The following is a 24826-nucleotide window of genomic DNA, read 5'->3' on the forward strand; positions in this document are numbered from 1 at the left end:
GCGACCCATGCGAGCAGAATTCGCGCACGAACAGGCGCAGACCTACCTCCGGCAACGCAATCGTTTTGCCGTGCTGGCAGGTGTCCTTGGCCTGACCACGCTGGTCAGCCTCGGCGCGGCGGTCACCCGCGACGAGCAGGTGGTGCTGGTCCCGATCACTGCTGAGCGGATCACCGTTTCGAGCGGCGGGATAGATGCGCCTTATCTCGAGCTCGTCACCCGCGACACGGCGCTGATGCTTCTCAACCGGGCACCCGAGAGCCTCGACTACTGGATGGCGAACATCCTGAAGCTCGCCGATCCCGCCGCGCACGGCCGCCTCAAGGCCGAGCTCATCAGAATCGTCGAGGAACAGCGCGGCTCGGACATCAGCCAGGCCTTCGTGATCGCGGAAATGCACGTTGATCCCAAGGCTCTGACCTCGACCGCCACCGGCACGCTCAAGACCTTTGTCGGCGCGCAGGTGATCGCGAGCCAGCGCCGCTCCTTCCGTTTCCGCTGGTCGAAGCGTGGCCTCAGCCTCGCGCTCGCCGGCTTCGAGCAACTTCCCACCGACAAGGAGGAACCCGGCCAATGAGCCTTCTCCCATCTCCCCTCGCCGCTGCGCTTGCCGGAACCGGCCTTGCCTGTTTCGCGATCGGCGCGACAAGGCGCCCCGATCCCGGGCTCAAGCTGACCGGCCTCGCCGTACTTGCCTTCGCGCTCGCGCCGGTCCCGGCGTATGCCGACCAGTTCGTCGAAGCGGCCGACAATGCGACGATCGACTGCGAGCTCGCCCGCGGCGAACTCACCCGGATCGCGCTCATCGATGACGGCTTTGCCAATGTCTCGAAGATCGCGAGCGGCTTTCCCTACAACGACTTCCAGGTGACGCACGAGCCAGTGCGCGGAGACATCTATATCTCCGTGCCCCCGCAATTTGCCGCTCCCCGGGTCAGCTTCTTTGCGACCAGCAAGGCGGGCTACGTCTACAAGTTCGCCTGCCGCCTCGGCGGCGAGGAAGCGACCCAGCTCTTCATCACCAATCCCGCGCTCGCTAAGGCCGAGGCCACCGAATGGGAGACCGAGACCGGGCCGGAGGACGCCGCGATCCGCCTGATCGAGGCGATGGCAAGCGATGCCGTCCTGCCCGGTTTCACTGCCCGCGCCGAACTTTCGGCTCCGCGCCGTACCGGCGGGATCGAGGTCCAGCTGGTCGCCGAATACCAGGGCGATGAACTCACCGGACAGCGCTTCCTCGTACGCAACCTCGGCCAGGAGAGCCTTGCGCTTGGCTCCGAGCGCGAAGGTCCCGCAGGCGCGCTCGCCTTTGCCTATGGCCGCGATGCACTCGCTCCCGGTGAAGCGACCAGTGCCTTCCTTGTCTTTGCCAAGGGAGGGCTCGACTGATGGCCGAGGCACCACAGAAGGACGCCGAAAAAAGGCCTCTGCCGGGCTCGCCGGAAGCGCGCGAAAGCGGGCGGCGCAACCTCAATTCGCAGATCGCGCAGCGCCAGAAGATGCTGCTCGCCGGGATCGGGGCCGTCGCGCTCATCGGCGGCGGGATGTTCATCTTCGGCGGCGACGGCGACGAGGGCGGCAGTGATGCCAATGGTGCGGCGACGATCGACACCGGCGGCCTCGTCAATCGCAACCTCTCGCAGCGCGAATTCGTCGCGAGCTACGGCAACCGGCTCGATGCACAGGGCCGCGCGATCAAGGATCTGCAGCAATCGCAGCTACCGCGACCCGAGATCGAGCAGGAGCTCGAAGCGCTGCGCAGCGAGAACGCGCAGATGCGCTCCGACGGGCAGGCGGCGATCGACGCGATTTCGGCCGAGAACGCCAATCTGCGGTCACAGCTCAGCGAAGCCGCGAAGGCGCCTGCAACCGCGCCGCCGCTGCCACCACCACCGGCCTATGGTCCCGGCGTGGGAACGGGTGGCGCTGTCCAGCCACCGCAAGGAGCGCCGGAAGGGCAGGGCGGACAGCTCAGCCTGATGAGTTTCAGCGCTGAGCCGGGCAAGGACGGCAAGCCGCGCGCGGCAGAGACTGCGCCCGCACTGCTGCTCGAAGCGAGCCGCGATTACCTGCCTCCCAACAGCTACGCACCGGCAACGGTCATCGTGGGTGTCGACGCCTCGACCGGCGTTGCCAGCCAGAGCGATCCGCTTCCCGTGGTGCTCCGGATCACCGGTCCGGCCCGATCGGTGATGCGCGGCAACAAGCTGCTCACCACCGATATTTCCGGCTGCCTCGTCAATGGCGCGGCGCGCGGCGATCTCTCGGCCGAGAAGGTCTACGTCAAGCTGGTGCGCATGACCTGCGCGCAGCCCGGTGGCCGCTTCGCGGTCAGCGAGGTCAAGGGGTTCATCTCCTTTGCCGGAAAGTCGGGTGTGCGTGGCCGCGTGGTCAGCCGCGAAGGCAGCCTTGTCAGCCAGGCGCTGCTGGCCGGGATCGTCGGCGGGTTCGGACGCGGATTTTCCGCCAACGCCAACGGCATCTTCACCGGTCAGGTCGGCGCCAACGGTCAGCGCGAAGCGCTATCGCCGACCGACATCCTCGCCGGTGGCTTTGGCCAGGGTGCCGGCGAAGCCGCCGACACCGTCAGCCGATACCTCATCGAACGCGCCGAACAATACCAACCCGTCGTCGAGATGCCGACCGGCATCGAGGTCGAGATCGTCTTTCTCGACGGCGTCCACGTCAGGAGCCCCTCCAAATGAACTACAATGACTCGCCGCCAAGCCTGAAGGCCCGCGCCGCCCACCTTGCCCTTGCCCTCTCGAGCGCCGCCGCCGTGCTGACGCTCGGCGTCTCCGCCGTAACCGCGATGCCTGCGAGCGCCGCGGGCATGGCGAGCGATGTCGCGCGGGCACTGAAACTGCGGCTGCCCAGGACCCCGATCGATGCGATCAACTGCGACACGCTGGGCCCCTGGTGCGAAGTCGTCTCGGGCGACACGCTGTTCTACATCGACGAGACCGCCCGCTATCTCTTCGTGGGCCGTCTCTACGACATGGAAGAACGGCGCGACGTTACCGCCGCCCGCCTGCTCGAACTCAATCCCGACCTGCTCGCGGCCGGTGCGGCGCGCGTAGCCAGCGACGCCCCGGCGGGTCGCGACGAAGCGCCCGTCCAGGCGGCTGCCAGCCATGTCGACCTCTCGTCGCTTCCGGCTGCAGGCGCGATCCACTGGGGCAACCCCAAGGGCGAACGCCTGGTCGTCTTCTCGGACTTCCAGTGCGGCTACTGCCAGCGCCTGGCGGGCGAACTCGCCAAAGCCAAGGTCCATGTCGAAGAGCGACCGATCTCGATCTTCGGCGCGGCAAGCCGCAAGATTTCCGAGGCCGTGCTGTGCGCCAAGGATCCGGCAAAGGCGCTCCATGCGGCCTACGCCGGTCAGGCACCGGCGACCGGCAAGACCTGCAAGGACGCCAAGGCGCTCGATGCCAACGAAGCCTTCGCTAAGGCCAATGGGATTGCCGGAACTCCGGTCATTGTGCGCGCCCGCGATGGGGCGGTGCTTCATGGCTACCGCGATGCCGCGGCGATCCGCCGCTTCGTCGCCGAGGGCAAGGGAGAGGCGCAATGAACCGGCTCCCGATCCTTCGCGCCGTGGTACTCGCCGCGCCGCTCCTTTTGGCCAGTGGCTGCGCCAGCCTTGGCGGAAACGTCAAAGGCAGTTTCGCCTGCCGCGCTCCCGAAGGGACCTGCGCGCCGACCTCCGCGATCGATGCCGGGGCGACCGGCATCGAAAAGGCCAACACGTCTGACGTGCAGCGGGCGGTGACCACGACCGGCGAAGCGGTTCGCCGCCTGCAGGTCGTGCTGACGCCCTACCGCGACGCGGCGGGCCGCGACCATGAGGCGCGCGTCGTTCACCTGACGCTGCCCGAACAGGCAGGGACAGGCTGGCGCGCCCCGCAGGGCCGCCGCGAAGTCCTGCGCTCGCTGGCATCGACCATTGCCGCGACGCGCGAAGGCAACCCCGCACCCGATTTCCAACCCACAGACACATTGCCGGAACAGCTGTTCATCCCCTCGCAGCCCGTTCCGGCGATGCCCGGCGCCGACGCGCCGGAATCCGGGGGACCTGGCTCGTTTTCCCCTCCCCGCGAGCCGGTCCCCCACTCTGACATGACCGAAGGAGAGAGCCAGTGACGCTATCCCTTGCTGCCGCGCGCGACGCACTCTCGCGGGGCCTGTTTGCCGACACGGCACGCCCCGAGAAGCCGCAGTCGCATTTCGGGCTCGACATGCTTTCGGACTGGCTGCCCTACCGGGTCTATGACGAGGGGGCGAAGCTCTACCGCAACGCCCGCTCGAAGGGCTTCGTGCTCGAAGTCACCCCGCTCATCGGGGCCGACGAGCGAACCGGCGAGATCCTCGGCCAGTTCTTCTCCGAAGGCCTGCCACAGGGCGCCTGCCTCCAGGTCCTGAACTTCGCATCTCCGCGGATCGGCAGCGTGGTCGGCCCCTGGTTCGCTCCGCGCTATGAGCAGGGCGGGATCTACGAGGCGATCGCCAGGGCGCGCACCAGGCGCCTTTACGATCTCGTCTGGAGCTCGGGCTCGGCGCATGCGCCCTTCCATGCCCGCAACGTCCGGCTGATCGTCTCGCTCGGCGTGCCCGTGCCCGGCAGCGTGACCGATGCCGAACTCTCCGAATGCCGCGAAGGGCTGATGGGCATGCTCCATTCACTCGGCCTCTCCGCGCAAGAGCTGCGTCCGGGCGGATTGCTGGCGCTGATCGACGAGCTCACCTCGCCGACCACCGCGCACGAGACCGACATCCATGCGTGGAACCCGCACGATACGCTCGATGTCCAGGCGATCCGCCGCGACATCGAGCTCGAGGTCGGCGATGATCGCCTGATCCTCAGGACCGAGCGCTTTCGCGAGACCGGCCGCGACGAGGAGGGCAATCCCGAAGTCGGCGAATGCTATCCCGACCATTTCGACGTTCGGCATTATGCCGTGCGCTCTACCCCTGAGCGCTGGGCACCCTGGGAATGTGCGCGGCTCATCGGCGACATGTTCACCGACAAGCTGCGCTTCCCCTGTCCGACGGCGACCATGCTGTGCCTCGTCTACCCCGACCAGGAAGCCGCATCGGCGCGCGCGGGCTTCAAGTTCATGCGCACGACCAGCCTCAGCCAGACCAAGAGCGCGCGTTTCTTGCCCAAGCTCGCCGAACAGTCGGCCGAATGGCGCCACGTCCAGGCCGAACTCCAGGCCGGCAAGAAGCTCGTCAAGCTGTTCTACGGGCTCACCAGCATCTCGCCGCTCGGCCAGGGCGACGCGCACGAACGCATCATCAAGGCGATCTACAAGGCGGCCGGATGGGACCTAGCCGATGAGCGCTTCCTCCAGCTGCAGGGCCTCGTCGCTGCCTTTCCCTTGAGCCTCGCCGATGGCCTCGCCGACGACATGGCGCGGCTAAAGCGCCTCAAGACCATGCTCTCGACGACGGCGGCGCATATCGCGCCGATGCAGGGGGAATATCTCGGCGGCGTGATCCCGCACCTCCTGCTTGTCGGCCGCCGCGGCCAGCCCTTCTGGTGGTCGCCATTCGAGAACACTGCCGGCAATCACAATATCGCGATCTGCGGCAAGTCGGGCTCGGGCAAATCGGTGCTGCTGCAGGAGCTTTGCGCCGCCTTGCGCGGCGCAGGCGCCAAGGTCGTCGTGATCGACGACGGGCGCAGCTTCGAGCATTCGGTCAAATTGCAGGGCGGACGCTTCGTCGAGTTCACGCTCGCCTCGGGCTTTTCCCTGAACCCCTTCTCGATGGTCGACGATGCCCGTGCGCACGAAGACGAGGACTACCGCCTCGATTGCTTCGCCATGATCAAGGCGATCGTCGGCCAGATGGCGCGACCCGGCACCGCGCCGAGCGACACCGAGCGCGGACTGATCGACCGGGCCGTGACTGCGACCTGGGAGGCACTCGGAAGCGGCGCATCGGTCGACGATGTCGCGCATGCGCTCCATGGATCGGAAAGCGAGGCGGGCCGCGATCTTGCCACCGCGATCGCGCCCTTCTGCCGCGGCGGCAGCTACGGCGGGTTCTTTGCAGGCAAGGCGAGCTTCGCACTCGATGATGATTTTACCGTCTTCGAGATGAGCGATCTCGCGTCCCGCGAGGAACTGCGCAGCGTGGTCCTTTCGGCGATCATGTTCATGACCAGCCAGGCGATGACCCGCTCGTCGCGAGCAACCAAGAAGCTGCTGCTGATCGACGAGGCCTGGGCCATGCTCAAGGGCGGCTCGATGGGCGAGTTCGTCGAGACCTATGCCCGCACCGCGCGCAAATATGGCGGTGCGCTCGCGACCGCGACCCAGTCCCTCAATGACTATTACAAGTCCGATGGCGCGCGCGCAGCACTCGAGAACAGCGACTGGATGCTGGTGCTCCAGCAGAAGGCCGAGACGATCGCCGATTTCAGGGCGAACGCGCGGCTCGACATGGACGACCGCACCGAGACGCTGATCCGCAGCCTCAAGCGTTCGGGGACCGAATACAGCGAGGTCTTCATCAAGGGCCCCGAGACCGAAGCGGTCGGCCGGCTCGTGCTCGATCCCTTCTCGGCGACGATCTACTCCTCCGATCCCGACACTTATGCCGCGATCCAGGACTGCGAGCGGCATGGGCACAGCCTCGCCGATGCCATCCGCATCGTGGCGGGAGGCGGACAATGATGGTCTCGCATCTTGCCGACCGGACCCCTCCGGCAAATCTCCGCAGCCTGCTGCCGTTCCTGCAAGGGAGCTGCTTCGTCCTCATCGAGACCGCGCGCTTTGCCGCGACTTCGCTGCTGATTGTGCTGGGATTGCCGCTTGCGCTCTTCCTTTTCGTTGCGGGCTGGGACCTCGGCGGCCTCTTCACCCAGCTCGCCAATCTGTCGGACCGCTACCTCGAAGCCGACGGGCTGCGCCGCAGCCTGTTCAGCCAGGACCTCAAGGGCTGCTTCCTCATCCTCGCGGGCGCTGTGACGCTGTTTCGCATGCCCCGCTTCCTGAAGCGGCTTGCGGCCGATCTCGACAACCATCCGGCCCGGGAGGCAAACCGTGACTGACACGCGCAGATTACAATCTTTTAATCGCCCGCTGGTGATCAGAATTCTTGGCGTGCTCGCGCTCGCGATCGCACTGCTCTGGGTAGCTTGGGTCAGCCGCGAGCTGTCCGAGCCGCGCCAGCAGATCGTCACCGTCCGGCTTGCCGAAACCATCGCGGGTTTCGTCGATGCCGAAGCGCGCGGGGCACAGGATCCCGAAGCAAGTCAGGCGCGCGTGCTCGCCTTCCTCCAGGCGTCCGAGCGCGCCGTTGCAGAAATGGGGACCGATGGCCGCGTGGTGCTGGTCGGTGAAGCGGTGCTCGCAGGCGATGCCCCCGATGCCACCGACGAACTGCGCATGCGGATCGCCCGCCAGCTTGGGCAGGGAGGCCGTCAGTGACGCAGTTTGCCTCTCGTCTTGTCCGCACGATCAAACGGCCGTTGGTCCTGACCGGACTGGTGCTTCTGCCGCTCGGATGGGGCGCGGTCGACGCCTTCGCGAAAGACCATGCCTTCCTCATCAACGCCAGCCCGAGCCTGCCCAACTGGGCTTTCTGGCTCGACAAGCACGCGCGGATCGAGCGCGGCAGCCTGATCTTCTTCGAGCCGCCGGCAAGCAGGCTCGTCGAAATGCATTTCGGAGAAGGCGCGCAGCTCTTCGGTAAACGGGTGCTCGGTGTGCCGGGCGATGTCGTGAGCCACCGTGGCCACGAGGTCTTCATCAACGGTCGCAAGATCGCCGCGCGGCTCGATGAGACCCGCCTCGGCATTGCGCTTCACAAAGGCCCCGAAGGACCGATCCCCGACGGCTGCTTCTACACCGGGACCAGCCATCCCCGCGGCCTCGACAGCCGCTACGCAGAGATCGGCTTCGTCTGCCGTGGTCAGATCCTCGGCAGCGGGAGGGCGATCCTGTGAGCAAGCTCATCCTCCCCGTAACCCTGCTTGCAGTGCTGCTCTGTCCCTCCCATGCACTGGCGCGCGACTATGGCCAGCGCGGCACGGTGTTTCCCGTGATCGAGCGCGACCTCCTCAAGCAGATCCATTCGCGCCTGACGCAGATGGAACGTTCGGGTGAGACCGCGCGGCTCAATGAAGGCCTGAAGCGCCGCACGATCGCGCGGGTGAACCGGCCCGACCCCGTCGCGGGGATCGTCCGGGCCAGCGAAGCGCGGCGCTGGCACTTCGATCCGACGATCACGCTCGCTGCCGATATCCGCGGGGCAAAAGGCGAGCTGATCCATGCCGCTGGCACGAGGGTCAATCCACTCGACAGCGTCGGCCTTCGCGCCGATCTCCTGTTCCTCGACGGCGACGATCCCGAGCAGCTCGCCTGGGCGCTCAAGCAGGGCGCCAATGCAAAGCTGATCCTGGTGAAGGGCGCGCCGCTCGAGCTGATGAAGGCCCGCCAGCGCCGCTTTTATTTCGACCAGGGCGGCAAGCTCACGGAAAGGTTCGGGATCAGGTCGGTGCCCGCACGCGTGCGCCAGCAGGGCCGCCTGCTCGAGGTCAGCGAAATCGCGCTGCCACCGAAAAAGAGGACAGCCCAATGACGCACTTAAGAAAGCTGGCGCTCATGCTGACCGCCATTCTTGGTCTAGCGACCGCAACGCCCGCCATGGCCGATGCCGGTCCGGGACGCTGCACCGGCAGCTTCGTCAACCCGATCACCGACATCTGCTGGTCTTGCCTGTTCCCGATCTCCATCGGCGGGCTGGACATCTGGCCGTCGAGCCGGCCCGATCCCGATAATCCCGATCTGCCGGTGTGCCTGTGCGGTCTGAGGCCAGGGATCGCGATGGGCTTCTGGGAGCCCGTTCGGCTTGCCGATGTCAGCATGAAGCCGTGGTGCTTCGTGAACCTCGGCGGCATGAAACTCGATCCGGGCTTCGATATCGGCTTTCGCTCGATCTCGGGTCCATCGGCAGTGGGCGGCGCGAGCCAGTATTATTCGAGCTGGCATGTCCACTGGTATGCCTATCCGCTGATCTACTGGATGGAGATCGTCGCCGATTTCCTGTGCCTGGAATCGGGCTCAATCGACATTCTCTACATCTCCGAGATCGATCCGCTGTGGCAGGATTCCGAGCTCACCGCGATCATCAACCCCGAGGCCGTGCTCTTCGCCAACCCGCTGGCGCTCGCTGCCTGTGCGGCTGACTGCGTCGCCTCGACCGCGAAGCTGCCGATCGACGAGATGTTCTGGTGCGCGGGCTGCCAGGGGTCGATGTATCCGATGAACGGCAATGTCTCGGCCTCGATCGGCCATGTGCAGGCCTCGCGGCTGGTGCTCTCGCGTTTCGCCTACAAGCTCCACCGCGAACTCGTCTCGTGGGGAACGATGGGGTCCAAGGGCCTGTGCGGCAAATATCTGATGCCGGTGATGCGCAAGCAGCAATACCGCTTCCAGGCCACCAACCCCAACCCGGCGACCTCGGGGCGCTATGCCTGCCCGCCTATCGGCGCCTCCACCACCTTTCAATCGGCCGGACAAGTCATCCCCGCCATCGGAGAAGACATGGGATATCTCGTCTGGCGCAAGCGGAACTGCTGCGCGCTATGAACAAGCACCTCCTCCTTTTGCCCGTCGGCCTTGCCGTCACCCTCGGTGGCCTCGCTCTCGCCCAGAGCGCGCCCGAAGGCATCGACCTCGAAGCGATCCGCGAGCGCGCGGCCGAACACGCCGACGATGCGCAGGCGCTTAGCACCAATGTCCGCCAACGCGCCGAGGCGCTGACCGAGGATGCACAAGCTATCCACGCACAAGCGCAGGCCAATCGCGCAGCCTATGCGGACAGCATCGAGGCAATCGAGACCGACGCCGTCCTCGACTTCGACGCGATGATCGCGGGGCAAGCCGCCGCCGAGAAAGCATCACTCGGTGGAGCTCCACGCTTCATTGCCTTTGCCAGCCTGTCGATGCCGCCCGAGGCGCTGAAAGCGCTGGTCCACGATATGACCGGGGCGGGAGGCGTCACCGTGCTGCGCGGCTTCCCGCAAGGTAACAGCGAGGCGTTCAAGAAGCGGCTCGCCGCCATCTGGAGCAATCGCGACGCGGCCGGTTCGCTCGGCATCGATCCGCGGCTGTTCCGCGCGTTCAACATCGAGGCCGCGCCGAGCTTCGTCATGCTCAGCACCGAGTTCAGCCCATGCGACGGGTTCGATTGCACCAGCGAGGTGCCGCCGCACGACCGCATCGCCGGCAACATCAGCGTGGGCGAAGTCCTCGAGACCTTTGCCTCGGGCAAGGGTCCGGGCGCCGAGCTTGCCCGCCTCCATCTGCGCCAGCTCTCCAGGGAGGAACGACCATGACCGGCAGAACCCTCGCCATTCTCCTTGCCGCACTCGTCGCCCTCACAAGCGCGGCTTCCATTCACGCTCAGACCCGCGATGAAGCCCGGGTCGATGGCAAGGACTTTGCCACCGAACTGCTGGGCGAAGCGCGCGAGGCAGCAACGACCAATCCCGACGCGGCGCGCGTTCCCAATTTCGATCCGCAGGCCACGCGCGACCTGCAGGATCTCGCGCGCGATCCCGAGCAGATCGAGGCCCGCGCCCGCAGCGCGGCGACGACCAGCACGCCGATGCGCACCATCCGCGACAGCATGGCCAATCGCGCAAGGTTCGAGCCTAACGAGATCGAGGACGTGATTGCCCGCAGCCTCGCGATCAACGAGACGCCGCTCGACTACACCAGCGGCATGGCAATTTCGGGCAGCCAGGGATCGTGCGTGCCGCTGCCGCCCGGTTCGGGGTCGGCGGGCAGCTATACCGCGACCTGCAATACGGGAACACGGATCGATCAGTCGGTTAGCCAATGCACGGTGCCGCTCGTCACCAGGGTCAGCCAGCAACCGCAGTATCATTACCTTTGCAGCCCATTGGGCAGCTTCAACCTGTCAGGTGAGCCGGATTGCGAAGAGTTTTCGGGCGCTCTTTGCCGGGTGACCGGACACCGGGACGGTCCTTGCCTGCAGTGGGGTTGGTCCGGCGGTCGCAAGTGGTGCACCGAGCCGGGCGATCCGATTACCGAGCTGACCTGCGACGAAGAGCTCGCGGGGCAGACGCCCTACCGCATCGCCACGGCGACCACCGTCACAACGACCCCTGACGAAAGCCAGTGCACAGGTCTCGCAGGCAATAGCGATTGCACGCTGGACGCCGAGATTTGCACCGACACTGATCCGCAGACGCGCGTGATCGACGGCGTCTCTGTCACCAGGCCCTGCTGGGAATGGCAACGCAGCTACACCTGTATCGCGCGCGAAGCGGCGACCGACTGCTCCGACATCGAAAGCCAGGGCACCTGCCGCTTTGTCCGCGAGGAATGTCTCACTGACGAAACCCCCTGCGAGACCTGGGAGCGCATCTACGAGTGCCCGCTTCCCGGGAACGACAGCTCCACCCAGTTTGTCTGCGACGGCGATGTCTATTGCATCGACGGCAGCTGCGAGACGATCGAGCGCACCGCGAACGATGAGTTCAAGGATGCCGTCACCGCCCTCCATGCGATGAACGAGGCCCGCGGCCAGTTCGATCCCGAGACGCTGACACTGTTCCGGGGCACGCGTAACACCTGCTCCTCCAAGGTCTTCGGCGTGCTCAACTGCTGCAAGGGTAAGGGTTTCCCGCTCATCCCCGGGATCAGCCTCTTGGTCGCGCTCGGCTGCAACCGCGAGGAAGTGCTGCTCCACGAACGCGATGCGCAGGGGCTGTGCGCTTATGTGGGGACCTATTGTTCGGACAAGTTCCTCGGCGTCTGCCTGACCAAGAAGAAGGTCTACTGCTGCTTCGAGAGCAAGCTCTCGCGGATCTTGCAGGAACAGGGCCGTCGCCAGCTGCCCAAGCCGTGGGACAAGCCCAAGGAAGAGCAGTGCGAGGGTTTCACGCTCGACGAATTCGCCCGGCTCGACCTCAGCCAGATGGATTTCAGCGAGGTCTATGCCGAGTTCACCGAGGCTGCGCGGCTCCCCGACGAGCTCGAGACCAGCATCCTCATCCAGCAGAAAATCGAAGACTATTACGCAAGGAGTGGCCAATGACGCGCCGCCAATCACTGCCGATGCTGGCGCTCCCAGTATTCGCCATGTGTCTCGCTGCATTGCTTCCCGTTCCGGCAGTTGCCCAGGAAGCGCGCCAGGCAGTGCCAACTGCCTCGGCAGACAGCCTTTACTGCGAGCAGCGGAGGCTCGGCTACTGGTTCTATTGCGTCGGGCCGGAGCCGAAAGCCGAGCCGCAGATGGCGCCGCCACCGGCCCACGTAACCGCCACGCAGGAGCTCGACGCGGTCACGGGGGAACTACGCGAGCTCAAGGCGCGCGCGATCCTCTATCCGACGCCGGAAAACGTCACCGCCTATATCCGGTTCCAGCGTGCCCAGCTCGACCGGGCTTCGCTGTTCTCCGATGTCTGGCAGCGCGCGATCTGGCAGGATCCCGAGCTCGACTACACGCTCGAAAGACCGGTCGGCGCGCTTGCCAAGAAGCAATGGCAGGACGCGCGCGCTGCCGACCGCGACGCGGTGATGGCCAGGCTCTCCGAACGCTATGGCCTCTTCTACTTCTTCGCCCAGACCTGCGGCGCGTGCGAAGTGATGAGCCCGATCGTGCGCTCGGTGGCGGACCGCTGGCATATCACGGTCCGAGCGATCTCGACCGATGGTGGACCGTCCCGGCACTTCCCCGACTACAAGGTCGAAAGCGGCCAGCGGCCGCGCATGGGGCTCGAGCCCGGCATCACCCCGGCGCTCGTGCTGTGGGACAGCGTGGCCAGGCGCCCGATCCCGATCGGTTACGGCGTGCTCTCGGCCGACGAGCTGCAGGACCGCATCTACCTCCTGACCTCGAAGGAAGCCGGACATGATTACTAGCATCCGCAATGCGGCGCTCACCATAGCTGCCGCCAGCATGGTCGCGTCCCCCGTCGCCGCAAACGTCGGCGACAGCATGGACCGTTTCATGGACGATATGGGCGCTGCGGCCAATGTCACCGGGCCGAGCGCGTTCGAAGGACAGTCGGCGGGCTATTACAGCCTCGGCAATATCTGGACGCGCTTCCCGCAAAAGACGACCAATATCGCGAACCTCCAGCTGCCCCGCGCCCGCGCTGGTTGCGGCGGTATCGATATCTTCGCCGGATCCTTCTCCTTCATCAACGCGAGCGAGATGGTCGCGCTCTTGAAGGCCGTCGCCAACAATGCGGTGGGGTTCGCCTTCAGCCTCGCGATCGATACCGTCTGCCCCGAGTGCTCGAAGATCATGCAGGAGTTCAGCCAGAAGGCGCAGCTCATGAACAATCTCTCGATCAACTCCTGCGAGATGGCGCAGGGGCTGGTCGGCGGCGTCTGGCCAAAGGGCGATCTCGCGGACAAGGCGATCTGCGAGGCGATCGGCAACTCCGAAGGAATCTTCACCGACTATGCCGCGGCCAAGCATGGTTGCGGGACGCGCGGCCAGCGCGCCTCGACCAACGAGGGCGCCGGCGCCGACTATGCCGACGTCAATCCCGGTGTGCCGCGCAATTACACCTGGCACGTCCTCAAGCAGAGCGCTTTCTTCAACCCCGGTGGCACCTTCGATCGCGACCTTGCCGAATATGCGATGACGCTCATTGGCACGGTGATCTACGTGCCGCCCCGCGACGACGAGCCGGGCAAATTCGTGCCCTTCGCGGGCGATGCCTCTTCGACGCTGGTGACCGCGCTGCTCGACGGGACGCAGGGCCAGTCGGTGCGGGTGTTCCAGTGCGACGAGCCCGACCAGTGTCTCAACCCCACTTTCCAGCAGATGAGCCTGTCGAGCGCGAAGGCTATCCGGCCGCGCGTTGCCCGGCTCATCGGCAGCATGGTCGAGGCCATCCGCAGCGACACCGCGATCGGCGACGAGGAGAAGGAGCTGCTCCAGGTGGCATCGGTGCCGCTCTACAAGATCCTCACCGTGCAGGCGGCCTATGGACGCGGGATGGCAACCGACGACCGCGACACGCTGGCCGAGATCGCCAGCATCGATCTCCTCTATGCCATTCTCGAACGCATCACCGCAGAGGCCGGACGCTCGATGGCGAGCTTCATTGCGGCCGACGAAGCCAAGCTCGCGATCTGGCGCGCGCAGGTCGCCGAGGTCCGGTCAAGCCTCGCCCAGCGGCAAGCGACCGGACAGGCGCGGGTCTCCGCGATCATGCAGATCATCGAGAAGACGGCGATGATCGAGAATATGCTCGCCGCCTCGATGTCACCGTCGATGGCCGCCGCGCTCGACTGGTCGCGCGGGATGCAGTCCCGCTCCATCGTTCCATAAGGGTCAGGCAGCATGGTCGAGATTTTCACGGTCGGCGGCGGCGAGTACATCGTCAATGTCCTCAACGCCGTTGCCGCCTGGACCGGTGCGGGCGGCTACAAGAGCCTGATTCAAGTCGCGCTGGTGATGGGCATGGTGCTCGCGGTCATCGTGGTCGCGTTCAACCAGGACTGGCGGGCCTGGCTCAACTGGTTCCTCGGTGCGACGCTCATCTACATGTGCCTGATGGTGCCGCGCATGGACGTCCATGTGACCGACCGGGTCAATCCGAGCCTGGCACCGGCAACGGTCGCCAATGTCCCGCTCGGGCTCGCCCTGATGGCAAGCTTCACCAGCCAGGCGGGGGACTATCTGACCCGCTCTGCCGAGCTCGTATTCGGCCTGCCGGACGACCTCAACTACTCCAAGAACGGCATGATCTATGGCGCGCGGCTGCTCGAATCGACGCGCAGCTTGCGCATTTCCGATCCAGAGTTTGCTGCGAACTTCGACGAGCATATCCGGCAATGCGTGTTCTACGATCTGCTGCTCGGCCGCTACTCGATGAAGGAGCTGTCCGAGAGCGATGACATCTGGGCGACGATTGCACCGGGCAGCGCGGCGCGCGCGCAGAAATTCCTGACCCGGCAGGCCGACGATAGCGTGACGGCCTCGATCATCACCTGCCGCGAAGCCTACACCGCGCTGTCGGGGCAATGGGCGAGCCTCATTGACGAGATGACGCTTGTCGCAGGGCGTCAGCTTTATCCGCGCCAGACCGAAGCACTCGCCAAGGCCAAGCTCATGGCCGATCTCCCGATTGCCTACCAGTATCTCACCGGCATCTCGCGCAGCGCGAGCGACATCTTCCGCCAGGTGCTGACGATCAATGCCATGAACCAGGCCATGCATGGCTTTGCAGGGGCGAGCGGAACGGGCAGTATCGACGTCTTTGCGCAGACCCGGGCCGATATTCAGACCGAGCGGACCTATTCCTCGATCGCGCACAACGCGATGAAATGGGTCCCAATCCTCAATGTCGTGCTGACAGTGGTGTTCTACGCGCTGTTCCCTGTCCTGTTTCCGTTGTTCCTGATGCCGCGGACCGGACCCATTGCATTGAGAGGTTACGTCACCGGTTTCTTCTATCTTGCGGCGTGGGGACCGCTCTTCGTCATCCTGCACATGATCCTGATGTTCAAAGGCGCGGGCGATGTCGCCGCCACTGGCGGCAGCACGGGTCTCAGCCTCGCGACCTTTGCGGGCATGAGCGACGTCAACAGCGATATCGGCATCTTGGCCGGCTATCTTGTGGCCTCGATCCCGTTCCTTGCTGGCGGGGTGGCGCGCGGTGCACTGGCGATCTCGGGCCAGGCGACGAGCTATCTCAACCCGAGCCAGAACGCGGCCGAGGAAGCCTCGCGCGAAGCAAGCACCGGCAATGTCTCGCTTGGCAATTCGAATATCGACAATTCGACGGTGTTTTCCCGCCAGTTTGCGCAGGGCAATCTTGCACCCAACATCGCCTATGGCGCCACGCAGACGCGTGGTTTCAGCGACAGCGGCACGCAGACCACCAGCTTCCCCGATGGAGAGTTCGCTGCTGTCCCGAATTCAAGCTATCCGTTCACGCCGACACTGGGGCAGGATTTCACCGGCCGCCTCGGAACGATGGCGAGCCAGAGCCGGACGCAGAGCGAGACCTATGCCAACCTCGCCCAGCAATCGACGAGCTCTGCGCTCACCCGGTTCAGCGAGATCCGCAACGCCTACAGCCAGGGTCAGAGCTCCGACACGGTCAGCGGCGTCGGGACGAACGACAGCATCGGCACGGCATTCAGCGAAGTCGACAATGCCTCGAGGACGCTCCAGCAGCAGTTTGGCCTGTCCCGGCGTGCATCCGACGACATTACCGTCTCTTGGTTTTTGAATGGTGACGCTGGAATTGGTCTGAAGGGAGAAAGGGGGCCGGTACAGGCGTCTGCAGGATTGCGGGGTGGTCGCAATCAGACTTGGACGGACAGCGATATCGGGATCGCCTCGGAAGACCGCGGTAGGATCATGGGTACGTTGCGCCAACTTTCCGACAGTCGCAACTGGTCGAACACGCGTGAAGGTTTCCTGCGCGAGACGAGCTCGAGCTCGGTATCGCAGGTATCGACCAGCTCGTCGGGTCTCAGCCGATCGCTGACCGAAGCCGAGAGCTACACGCGAGAGGCGCGTCGGGCCGAAGAGATGGCCAGCCGCCTCGAGAACCAGGCCAGCTGGTACGAGGCCAACAGCGCCGCAGGCACGCTGAACCTGAGCCAGGCTTATCGCGAATGGGGCATGGCCGAGATCGAAGCAAATCGCGACTATTACGGGCCGGTGCGCTTCGATGACATCGAGTTCCAGATGAGCGCGCGCGGCCAGCAGCTGCAATCACGGTTTGTCGAGAGCTATGCTGATCGGCTGCAGGACGACATCGAAGCCGACCTTTCGCTGCCGGACTTCGCTCCTGTTAGCCGCCCCGGGATCGGGAGTGCTGGGCAGGTACGCGCAAGGGGAGCCGTGGGCTCTGCGGGTGGTCCCTCAATGCCCGATGCTCCGGATCGGTCCGGCATCACGGATGAGGTCGACCGGGTTCGTCGGCACGGTCGAGGAAGGATTGGTACCGTTCGAGGTTACCTGGACCGCCAGACGCAGGGCGCCACGGGCGCAAGCGAGGAAGCTGCCGACGACGTAAAGGAATGGTAGGTGGTCAAAGCACCAAGTCGTAGATCACCACATAAATGATGAATGCTATGAGAAGGATCGCGAATGTAATGAAGCCAACCCGCCCCCATGGGTCGGCCCAGGCCTTCTTCCATGAGTAGGACGTGAGGCGATTTTCGGAGATCGCACGATCGATCTCCTGCAGACCTTCCCAGTGATGTTCCGAGTTCTGCGTGGGGTCGTCGCGCCCAGCCATGACGTTCTCCAATCGAGGCGAGTTTAATGTATGAAAATCGCGACACAAAGCCCAATTTTGGCCTTAATGCATCGATTTTGAAGCATTATCGCAGCGGCAATCACCGAGGCTCTCGGGGCATCTTACTAGTCAATCCGCTGCACGAAATCCCCGTGAGACTTGGCAACGGCCTCGATGACTTTCGCGACTTCGCTTTGAGGGTCTCGAAGCGTGATCACCAGCGTATCGATCGGCCTAGTCAAGGCAATCATGACCCATTGCCAGGCGACGCGGCTAGCCCGCTCATTCGGGCCGAGGAAGCCATGACTAGAGGTATCTTGTCGAAGCGAGGAATCGAACTTGCGATGCCAGAACTCGTCGAGCCCATCGAGCACCGTGACCCAACCCTCTAAACCTCGGCAAGATTCGTACTGGACGATCCTCGCCGTTTCGAGCGAGCGCGGGAAGTCTTTCCTGGCAGCCCGGTTGACCGCGTCCCAGGTAGCCAGTCCCTCGAGCTCGAATTGGTTGGCGAGGTTCGACCTTGGCCCATCTGCCGTGCCGACCACTTCCGAGGCTGGCACGCAGTGCAAGAAGTCTACTAGGGAATTCCCGGTTGCCTGGGCTTCTACCAGCAAGGCCTGCCTAGTCGGGCCGAGTGACGTGTACGGCTCGTAAGAGACGAGGACCTTCCCTCCAGCGGCTTCGTCGCTCGGCTCGATGGACCAGTTAAGGCCTGCATTCTCGGCCATGGCATTGGCAAATACGCCGAGATTTCGCTTCATGCGCAAGCAACGAGCCAAGCTCTTCTCTGATACATTCTCCTTCCCGCCTGCCGCCGCGTGCCAGTTCGTCCTCTCCCCGCGCACGAGCTGATCAAGCCCGTCGGCGACTAGGATCGTCGAGGGATCATAGAGGCGGGTAAGAAGGTCTGCCTCTGCTTGTGGCCAGTCCTGGCCCTCGTCCACGAGAACGACGTCGAAATCGAGCAGGGATTGCTCGGCGTCTTTTGCCTTCGAGATGTCAGAGGTAGACACGGTACCCGTGTCGATCCATTCAAGGGCAGTCGCGCACTTGCCAACGTACGCATCGAAGTCGTCCTCGGCTTCCTCCTCTTCCAATCCGAGCCGGTTCAGCCACGTGTAAACGAAAGACATAACTGTCTTGACCTCGACACCACCGCCGTCCGAGGCCCCTGGAATGCGCAGGAGTGCGAGTAGGCGGGTAATATCGGCAGCCAAGGCCACGTTGTAGGTGAGGACAATGCATCGTCGGCCATGACCAACGAATGCCTCGTGGGCAGCCTGCAAGAGTATGATGGTCTTGCCCGTGCCACCGTGCCCCTTGAGGCGAACCATGTGCTGGCCCAATAGTTCGGCCAGGTCCTTCGCCTCGGAGCGGCGCGCTGCAATTCGGTCCATCTTCGCCCGGTCGAGCTTCGAAGGGACGATCGCCCTGAAAATTGATGCCTCGAGAACCTTGCGGGCCTTGGCCATCGGGATAGAAGAAAGGACAAAGTCCCGTCCGAACTTTCGGACACCGTTCACACCCGCGACCGCGGTCAAGAAATCGGACCCGCTAAACCCGAAGGCAACCGCGCCCGCTTCGGGCACCGATTTTCCGTTGGAGATCGGCAGCGCGGGAATGCCTTGCAGCGCGACACAACGGTAAACCCAAGTCGAGAGATGTTGGTGCTCGAAGTACTTGGCTAGCGCGTGGACCTGGTCGATGTTCTGGCCGGTAGCGCTCTTCCATCCCTCGGGGTAACGAACCGTGACCTCGTCACCGGCGACGTTTATCCCCCCGGCATCGTGCCCCTTGACCTCGACGGCCACCACTAGGTTCTCGACCTTTACCTTGATACTGCCCAACCGCTTGCCGTCCTGGTCGTGCAAGGCCTTCCGCGGGACGAAGTAGCGCGGCTTGGCGAACACGCCAGCGACGACGATATCGACATCGCTGACCTTGTAGCCTGCCAATTTCGCGTTCGGCGCGATCTTTACGTGTTCGAGTTCGGAGGGAGACTCCCTCAAACCCGGCCAGAGCTTTGCAAGCGCGTCGGAAATGGCGACTGCCGCGTCGTATTCCTCGGTCCCTTCTTCGCCTATGATCTCGATCACGACTTCAGCGCCAACAAGTACTCGGGAAAGCGTATCGCAAGGTGTCGAACATCAACGAAGCGGATGTCGGAATCGGTACCATGTGCCGCGCGGAAGCTGTCCTGTGCGTCCAGCTGGACCGGCTGGACCAATCCGAGCGCGGAATGCCAAAGCGGGTGGCCGAGCACCAATGCCCGCGCGTCCTTGTGAATGACCGTCAAGCCAGCGTGCTGCTCGACGCCGACTTCCAGCCGGGACTTGGCGCAGAACGCCGCGAAGGCACTGGCAATACGTACCTCTGCGCCGTCAATCCAACGTCCAGTGCCCAGTGGCAGTCCAAGCGTTAGCTCGGCAAGGTCAAGGGCGAGCCTCCAGTCGAGTAGCCCGTGCGAAAAGCGGTTGGAGTAGCTTCGAAGGCAATCAGGGCAAGAACGGTCGCAGTTCTCGGCATGGATGGGACGCGTCCATTGCTCGCTTGTATCAGCGTAGAAGCGCGAAAGTGCACGGCTGAAGTTCGCGGGATCGGAAGCCCAGCGCGCGTAACCCGCGCCGTTTTCCAGTGCGTCGGCGAGGAAAACTTGCTCGGTCTTGCCCTTGTCCGTGATCGCGATCGGTTGCCTGCCTACCCGGAACTCGTCCGGCGAGATATCGAGCTCCGTGGCGATCGCTAACTTCGCGAACTCCGCGAACGAGGCTAGCGCAGGCGTGGTCGACGGCATTACCGACTCCAGCAGCCCGTGGTTACCCACGCCCTGTGCATTGTCGAAGTAGAAGCTCAGGACATCGGTGGTGAAGATCGCCCCGATTGCCCCGTATGGATCTTCCGAGATCGGGTTGCCTGGAAGGTCTCCAGGGATCCGGTCGTCGCGGTACAGCGCAGTGTCGTTCACCACGACCATGTTCGGTTCCTTGGCATGAAACTCGAAAAGGTGGTTGTCGTTGTCGTTCACCACGGTGACCGGGCCAGTCCCGATCGCCATCTCGAGGGGACCGCAGCGACGGTCCCCGTAAACCTGGTCAAAGGCCATGACAGGAGGGGGAAGTGCCGGACCGCGGCTGCGCTGGCCGTCGTAGTCCAACGCACGCCAGTGCGCCATGAAGCCCTTCGGCTGGTAAAGCTTGAAGTCCCTCGACGGGTTTCCGCAAACCTTGCAGGTTTCAGCCGATCCGTGCGTGATCGCGCCACACTCGTCATCGACGCAGCGAGAGTATGGAAGCGGGGCCCCGAGCGGATCTTCCTCGTTCCTGACGCCTTGCGGGGAATCGTACTTCGATACGAAACCACACGCGACGTGCAGTTGCTTGTCCTTGGGCACTTCCGAGCCCGGTGAAAAGGCCCAGACCGCGTGGTCGAGCGGACGGTCGCTTAGGGCTACCTTCTCGACCTTCGTTGCCTTCTTGTCCGAGTAAAGCGTTCGTACCTGTGTCGGGAAGCCGAACATGGGCAGCAACCCGGCAACCGCGAGGCGGTGGCTAAGCTCGCGCTGGATGAACCGGGAATCTTGAACCACCTCGTCAATTTTCGTGACGAGGTGCTCCTTCAGATGCGCGGCAATTTCTGTCTTCGTGTCGGGACTAAGCGGAGCGAAGGCGCTGAGCCTCGAGACAACCGCGTCGACGTCCGGCGCACGCGCCAGCCAGTCTGCGATGGCTTCTCGGTAGGTGGGCCATTCCTCCACGCGACCGAAGGCGCCGTGGAGGCTCTCGGGATTACGCTCCGGGCCATCCTCGATAGAACGAAAGGCCCGGCGCAAGAGCTCGGCCGTTGCCACGCGCGACAAGATCTCGCCTCGTGACAAGTCGAGCTCAGGCTGCGGGGGTACGTCCCCGGTCATGCGCTCGGGATGGTTGAAGTAGTAGTCGTCGTGGGCCGCGCCCCTTGAAATCGTCAACGCGTAGGAGAAGGGTTGGCCAGCACGGCCCGCACGACCAACCCGCTGCTGGTAGTTGAAGCGTTGCGGCGGCATGTTGGCCATCATCACGAGCTTCAGTGACCCGATGTCGACACCGACTTCCATGGTCGTCGTAACCGAGAGCACGTCGATCCCGTGCGTAACCGGGTGTTCGTGACCGATGTATGCTTGGCCCTTGAATAGGCGCTGTCGCTCGCGCTGCTTTTCCAAGGGCTTGGTTTGACCGGTAAGTTCCCAGGCAACCAGCCGGTGCGCGGGCTCCCGCGACACCCAACCATAGTAGTCTTCACCGGGCTCGGTGATTTCCTGGAACGTGTTCGAAGAGCAGTAGTCGGTCGTACAGACGAGGCCGGGGTTGTTGAGGGTCGCGGTCGCGCAACCTTCGCAGCGCAAGAGCGGTCGAGCGCCGCGCGGAACGAGCTCGATCTTGAGTTCCAAGAAGTTGCGGGTCTTGAGCAACCAGTTCTCGTTAAGGACGCCGATGCCCGTAAGCCGCTCGCCGATTTTCTCCTCGAGCGCTGCGGGATCCTGCCCCAGTTTCCGACCGAGCTTCTCCAAGTAGCCTTGGACCGCCATGGGAGCGTTGGTCGTGTTGCGCGTCGACCCGCCTTCGTAGAGTTTTCGCTGCCCCAGTATCCGAACGACATTGGAAAGCACGCCCTCGGCAACGTCGTCGCCTAGGCCCAGCGCGGCACCATGCTGACCCTTGATGGAGATGTACGCGACCCCCATGGACTCGAGGTCACGACCAGCCCGGTCGAACAAGGCATCTGCCACGTGGCTTGAAAGGTGACCAAGGTAGTTCGCCTGGCCGCGTTGCAGCGTCTCCGGGTCAAGGTCGTCCCAGGTTGCTCCCTTCGGCCTGGGAAAGAAGCGCCACCAATCGACGCCGTCCTTTCCCGGGTACTTGGCAAGGCTGACCTTTGGTCCCGCGGGGTTAACGCCCATGGCCACCATTTCGTCGACCAAGGTTGTTACGAGGGTGGGCCAGGCAACGCGGGACGTCGAAGCGCTGGCATCGAGCTCGGCAAGGACTGCCATCTCGGCCTCCTCGGCCATCCCACCGGAAACGAGCCTTGCTGCTTGCCAAGGATTGCCAGGTAACTTCTTCGCCTTCTCGACGATGGCTGCCTCGCTTTCGGATAGGTCCGTGCCCGACTTTGCCTTGGCAACGAGCTCCCTGAGCAGTTCGGATGTAATTGTTTCCCGGGGCTGCAACGCCTTGAAAAGGAGCTGGCGGACGAGGTCGCGGAAATGGTGGACCTCGACGCCGGCAGCAAGGTCTGCCGCGTCGTCGCGGCTGTCGGTAAAGGCGATCATTTGCTCCGCCTTCACCGTGTCGCTCGTCGCGATAGCGGACCTGTCCGCAACCAGCTGGGTGGTCGCGTTGAGACCGGTCCTGAGCCCGCGGATCGGCGTGTTAACAGACGCGCGGTAGAACTTCTCGATCTCCTTGGCGTTGCGCCATTTTTGCTCGCTGCCGCATCTTGGACAGCATTCGGGCAGGCCGGCCACGTTGACACCCTGCGCCGGGGAAAAGATCACCCCCGTCGCATCGTCACCGCCGGGAACGGCAGGACGTAGGAAGCCCGCCAACGGATCGAGGTGGCCAAGCGCGAACGAGAATTGCTTCTGGCCCTTCTTCCCGGGGCCTTGGTGTGTCCAGCTCCGGTTTTCACGCGGAAGCTGTCCTCCTGGCCAGTACCAGCGGAATTCCTCGTGCGGGCGCTCGTAGACCATCCCCGGGGGTGCCATTGCCATGCCTGGCTTTGTCGACTCCAGGAATGCCGCGTCCGGTCCCGTTGCAAACCCTTCCGGTTCCTTGACCTTGAACCCGCCGAGGTAGGCTTCCCCGCAATCGTAACAGTAGAGAAGCTCGAGCACTTGGCCACCGCAGGCGCATTTCATGGCAGGCGCCTGGAAGAGCTTGCCGATTTTGCGACCCGGCGTGCGGTAGTCCTCGTGGACTTGGTCGCAGCCTGGATTGCTGCAAGCCCAAATCCCTTGCACCTGCCGCAAGAACATGTGCGAGCGAAATGTTGGCAGCGGGCTTTCCCATTTCGTCGCCTCGTCGCCTTGCTCGGCCTTTGCCGCGGCGAGGAAGCCTTCAAAAGCCGCGTCCGAAGCCGCGTTCCCGAGCAAGACCTCTTTCAAGCGATTGAGCCTTGTTGGCCTGACATGTCCTGAATCGTCCTTGCCGGCGACGTTGCACGCGGCGGCCAAGGTTTCTCGCGGCGAGATACCTTCCAAGGCCGCCTGCAGGGCCTCGACAGTGGCTTCCCCTTGCCGGGTCGTTGCCTCGAGCTTGGCGTGCACTTCGCCAGACAACGGCAGGGTGGCTTCGTAGGTTGAGGGAGTGCCTTTCAAGATAGTGAAAGTCCGGCGGGGAACGCCGAAGAACTCCTCGAGGTACGCTTCGCCGGAATCGCCGTCGAGCGAGGCACTCGTCCCGATGCATCGCAGCTGTGGTGAGCCCGATTCCAAGCCAAGACGGTCAAGCAAGTTCCTGACCACGAGCGCCACCTCGGTCCCCTGCGTTCCGCGGTAACCGTGGAGTTCGTCCACGACCAGGGAGAACACGTTAGACGAGTCTGCCTCCAACCATGCCTTGGTCTGGTCGAAGATGGGGTCCTCGACGTCCCTCATGAGCATGATGTTGAGCATGCTCGTGTTCGTGATCAGGATGTCGGGTGGTGTCGCGATCATGTCCCAGCGAGTCAGCAGCTCGCCGCATTCCGGGTCTTGGAACTGGGATACTGCCTCGACGAGATCGTTTCCGCTCTTCCCCCCGTCAGCCAGGGCCTTGCGCAGGCTCTGTGCCTCGCGGGCGATCTTCTTGATCTCGGCGGCAACCTCGTTGACCTTGTTCTTACCGTTCGCGTTAAGTGGCCCTTGCGGGAAGAAAGTGCCTCCCGGCGTCGCGCCCGTGTAACGGCCGAAGTAGAACAAGGGCAGTTCGTGGATCTCGCGCGCGCGGATCGCTGCTTGCCGCAACCGCGAGACCTGGTCCTCGACCAGCGCGTTGGTCGGGTAAAGCACGAGCGCACGGACCGCGGCATGCGGCCCGCCTGAAAAGCCGTCGCGCATAGGTTTCCAGGTTGGCTGCTTTCCCTCGAGGCCTTTCTCCCACCAGCGGTGCAAAGCGCCGTTGCCCGCTCCTTGCCGTCGTTCCTCTAGCAAACCCGCCAGCAGTGGTAGCAGGAAGCTCTCGGTTTTGCCCGAGCCCGTGCCCGAGGTCACGATGACGTTCCGGTGCCCCTCGGTGGTTCCCTTGTGGGCCGCCACGAGCGATCTTGCCTGGTGGTCGCGCAGCTTGATCGACTCGTTGCCGAAAACCACCGGCCCAAGATGCCTAGCAGTGAAATCCGAAAGCCCGGCTTCTCGGCAAGCGTCTTCGATGGCCTTGACCGAGGGATACACGGGCACCGCTTCCAGCAGCGCTTCCTGCGCCATGACACCTGGTAGCGCGAGGATTTCGTCCCGTTCGCGCATGATGCCCGGATCGCGCATCCAGAACGCGCTATCGTAGTATCGCTTGTACGCATCGCGCACGTAGGCAAGGACATGCGGGG

19 protein-coding genes are annotated in these 24826 nt (G+C 64.1%); 16 read left to right on the forward strand and 3 right to left on the reverse strand.

The features are described from left to right. The first annotated feature begins 7 nt into the window (after positions 1–7). The 16 genes from WAB17_RS04320 to WAB17_RS04395 are packed head-to-tail and all read left to right on the forward strand — an operon-like array spanning position 8 to position 17049. On the forward strand, positions 8–577 hold the full coding sequence (locus WAB17_RS04320) for a type IV conjugative transfer system protein TraE (protein ID WP_435418790.1): 570 nt from the start codon (positions 8–10) through the stop codon (positions 575–577). Next, complete coding sequence (locus WAB17_RS04325; RefSeq protein WP_435418791.1) at positions 574–1389, forward strand: type-F conjugative transfer system secretin TraK; 816 nt, start codon at positions 574–576, stop codon at positions 1387–1389. The genes WAB17_RS04320 and WAB17_RS04325 overlap by 4 nt, the downstream gene beginning before the upstream one ends. Further along, positions 1389–2705, forward strand: coding sequence for a TraB/VirB10 family protein (locus tag WAB17_RS04330; RefSeq protein ID WP_435418792.1), 1317 nt, complete (start codon positions 1389–1391; stop codon positions 2703–2705). Before WAB17_RS04325 ends, WAB17_RS04330 begins: the two co-directional genes overlap by 1 nt. Then, positions 2702–3574 carry a DsbC family protein gene (locus WAB17_RS04335; RefSeq protein ID WP_435418793.1) on the forward strand — a complete coding sequence of 291 codons (873 nt, stop codon included), beginning with the start codon at positions 2702–2704 and terminating at the stop codon, positions 3572–3574. Before WAB17_RS04330 ends, WAB17_RS04335 begins: the two co-directional genes overlap by 4 nt. Then, entirely contained in the window at positions 3571–4143 is a 573-nt protein-coding gene (locus WAB17_RS04340; RefSeq protein ID WP_435418794.1) for a hypothetical protein, read from the forward strand. The genes WAB17_RS04335 and WAB17_RS04340 overlap by 4 nt, the downstream gene beginning before the upstream one ends. Next, the gene (gene traC, locus WAB17_RS04345; protein ID WP_435418795.1) at positions 4140–6683 is read left to right on the forward strand and encodes a type IV secretion system protein TraC; all 2544 of its coding nucleotides are present in this window, start codon (positions 4140–4142) and stop codon (positions 6681–6683) included. The genes WAB17_RS04340 and traC overlap by 4 nt, the downstream gene beginning before the upstream one ends. Then, on the forward strand, positions 6680–7060 hold the full coding sequence (locus tag WAB17_RS04350; RefSeq protein ID WP_435418796.1) for a hypothetical protein: 381 nt from the start codon (positions 6680–6682) through the stop codon (positions 7058–7060). The genes traC and WAB17_RS04350 overlap by 4 nt, the downstream gene beginning before the upstream one ends. A gap of 34 nt (positions 7061–7094) precedes the next feature. Next, positions 7095–7439, forward strand: coding sequence for a TrbI F-type domain-containing protein (locus WAB17_RS04355; protein WP_435418797.1), 345 nt, complete (start codon positions 7095–7097; stop codon positions 7437–7439). Continuing rightward, positions 7436–7957 carry a S26 family signal peptidase gene (locus tag WAB17_RS04360; protein ID WP_435418798.1) on the forward strand — a complete coding sequence of 174 codons (522 nt, stop codon included), beginning with the start codon at positions 7436–7438 and terminating at the stop codon, positions 7955–7957. Before WAB17_RS04355 ends, WAB17_RS04360 begins: the two co-directional genes overlap by 4 nt. Next, entirely contained in the window at positions 7954–8592 is a 639-nt protein-coding gene (gene traW, locus WAB17_RS04365) for a type-F conjugative transfer system protein TraW (RefSeq protein ID WP_435418799.1), read from the forward strand. The genes WAB17_RS04360 and traW overlap by 4 nt, the downstream gene beginning before the upstream one ends. Beyond that, positions 8589–9602, forward strand: a complete 1014-nt coding sequence (gene traU / locus WAB17_RS04370) for a conjugal transfer pilus assembly protein TraU (protein ID WP_435418800.1) — start codon at positions 8589–8591, stop codon at positions 9600–9602. The genes traW and traU overlap by 4 nt, the downstream gene beginning before the upstream one ends. Next, positions 9599–10351 (forward strand): type-F conjugative transfer system pilin assembly protein TrbC, encoded by a 753-nt coding sequence (gene trbC / locus WAB17_RS04375; RefSeq protein ID WP_435418801.1) that lies wholly within the window; start codon positions 9599–9601, stop codon positions 10349–10351. The genes traU and trbC overlap by 4 nt, the downstream gene beginning before the upstream one ends. After that, positions 10348–12081, forward strand: coding sequence for a conjugal transfer protein TraN (locus tag WAB17_RS04380; RefSeq protein ID WP_435418802.1), 1734 nt, complete (start codon positions 10348–10350; stop codon positions 12079–12081). The genes trbC and WAB17_RS04380 overlap by 4 nt, the downstream gene beginning before the upstream one ends. After that, complete coding sequence (locus tag WAB17_RS04385) at positions 12078–12908, forward strand: conjugal transfer protein TraF (protein WP_435418803.1); 831 nt, start codon at positions 12078–12080, stop codon at positions 12906–12908. Before WAB17_RS04380 ends, WAB17_RS04385 begins: the two co-directional genes overlap by 4 nt. Continuing rightward, positions 12898–14334: a conjugal transfer protein TraH gene (locus WAB17_RS04390; protein ID WP_435418804.1), complete on the forward strand. Its 1437-nt coding sequence runs from the start codon at positions 12898–12900 to the stop codon at positions 14332–14334. The genes WAB17_RS04385 and WAB17_RS04390 overlap by 11 nt, the downstream gene beginning before the upstream one ends. 12 nt (positions 14335–14346) lie before the next feature. Next, on the forward strand, positions 14347–17049 hold the full coding sequence (locus WAB17_RS04395; RefSeq protein ID WP_435418805.1) for a conjugal transfer protein TraG N-terminal domain-containing protein: 2703 nt from the start codon (positions 14347–14349) through the stop codon (positions 17047–17049). Positions 17050–17053: 4 nt separating this feature from the next. Here the strand turns inward: WAB17_RS04395 and WAB17_RS04400 are convergent, their stop codons facing one another. The 3 genes from WAB17_RS04400 to WAB17_RS04410 form a co-directional block, all read right to left on the reverse strand. Next, positions 17054–17263 carry a hypothetical protein gene (locus WAB17_RS04400; protein ID WP_435418806.1) on the reverse strand — a complete coding sequence of 70 codons (210 nt, stop codon included), beginning with the start codon at positions 17261–17263 and terminating at the stop codon, positions 17054–17056. 125 nt (positions 17264–17388) lie between these two features. After that, positions 17389–19362, reverse strand: coding sequence for a hypothetical protein (locus tag WAB17_RS04405; RefSeq protein WP_435418807.1), 1974 nt, complete (start codon positions 19360–19362; stop codon positions 17389–17391). Further along, positions 19359–24806, reverse strand: a complete 5448-nt coding sequence (locus tag WAB17_RS04410) for a DEAD/DEAH box helicase (protein ID WP_435418808.1) — start codon at positions 24804–24806, stop codon at positions 19359–19361. Before WAB17_RS04410 ends, WAB17_RS04405 begins: the two co-directional genes overlap by 4 nt. Positions 24807–24826: the final 20 nt, after the last annotated feature.

The sequence above is a fragment of the Parerythrobacter aurantius genome (genome assembly GCF_045291475.1).
Classification (GTDB): Bacteria; Pseudomonadota; Alphaproteobacteria; order Sphingomonadales; family Sphingomonadaceae; genus Parerythrobacter; species Parerythrobacter aurantius.

Bases quoted from the DNA above. Each gene is read 5' to 3' on its own strand.
- WAB17_RS04320 (WP_435418790.1), top strand. From the start codon at position 8: ATGCGAGCAGAATTCGCGCACGAACAGGCGCAGACCTACCTCCGGCAA.
- WAB17_RS04325 (WP_435418791.1), top strand. From the start codon at position 574: ATGAGCCTTCTCCCATCTCCCCTCGCCGCTGCGCTTGCCGGAACCGGC.
- WAB17_RS04330 (WP_435418792.1), top strand. From the start codon at position 1,389: ATGGCCGAGGCACCACAGAAGGACGCCGAAAAAAGGCCTCTGCCGGGC.
- WAB17_RS04335 (WP_435418793.1), top strand. From the start codon at position 2,702: ATGAACTACAATGACTCGCCGCCAAGCCTGAAGGCCCGCGCCGCCCAC.
- WAB17_RS04340 (WP_435418794.1), top strand. From the start codon at position 3,571: ATGAACCGGCTCCCGATCCTTCGCGCCGTGGTACTCGCCGCGCCGCTC.
- WAB17_RS04350 (WP_435418796.1), top strand. From the start codon at position 6,680: ATGATGGTCTCGCATCTTGCCGACCGGACCCCTCCGGCAAATCTCCGC.
- traU (WP_435418800.1), top strand. From the start codon at position 8,589: ATGACGCACTTAAGAAAGCTGGCGCTCATGCTGACCGCCATTCTTGGT.
- trbC (WP_435418801.1), top strand. From the start codon at position 9,599: ATGAACAAGCACCTCCTCCTTTTGCCCGTCGGCCTTGCCGTCACCCTC.
- WAB17_RS04380 (WP_435418802.1), top strand. From the start codon at position 10,348: ATGACCGGCAGAACCCTCGCCATTCTCCTTGCCGCACTCGTCGCCCTC.
- WAB17_RS04385 (WP_435418803.1), top strand. From the start codon at position 12,078: ATGACGCGCCGCCAATCACTGCCGATGCTGGCGCTCCCAGTATTCGCC.
- WAB17_RS04390 (WP_435418804.1), top strand. From the start codon at position 12,898: ATGATTACTAGCATCCGCAATGCGGCGCTCACCATAGCTGCCGCCAGC.
- WAB17_RS04395 (WP_435418805.1), top strand. From the start codon at position 14,347: ATGGTCGAGATTTTCACGGTCGGCGGCGGCGAGTACATCGTCAATGTC.
- WAB17_RS04400 (WP_435418806.1), bottom strand. From the start codon at position 17,263: ATGGCTGGGCGCGACGACCCCACGCAGAACTCGGAACATCACTGGGAA.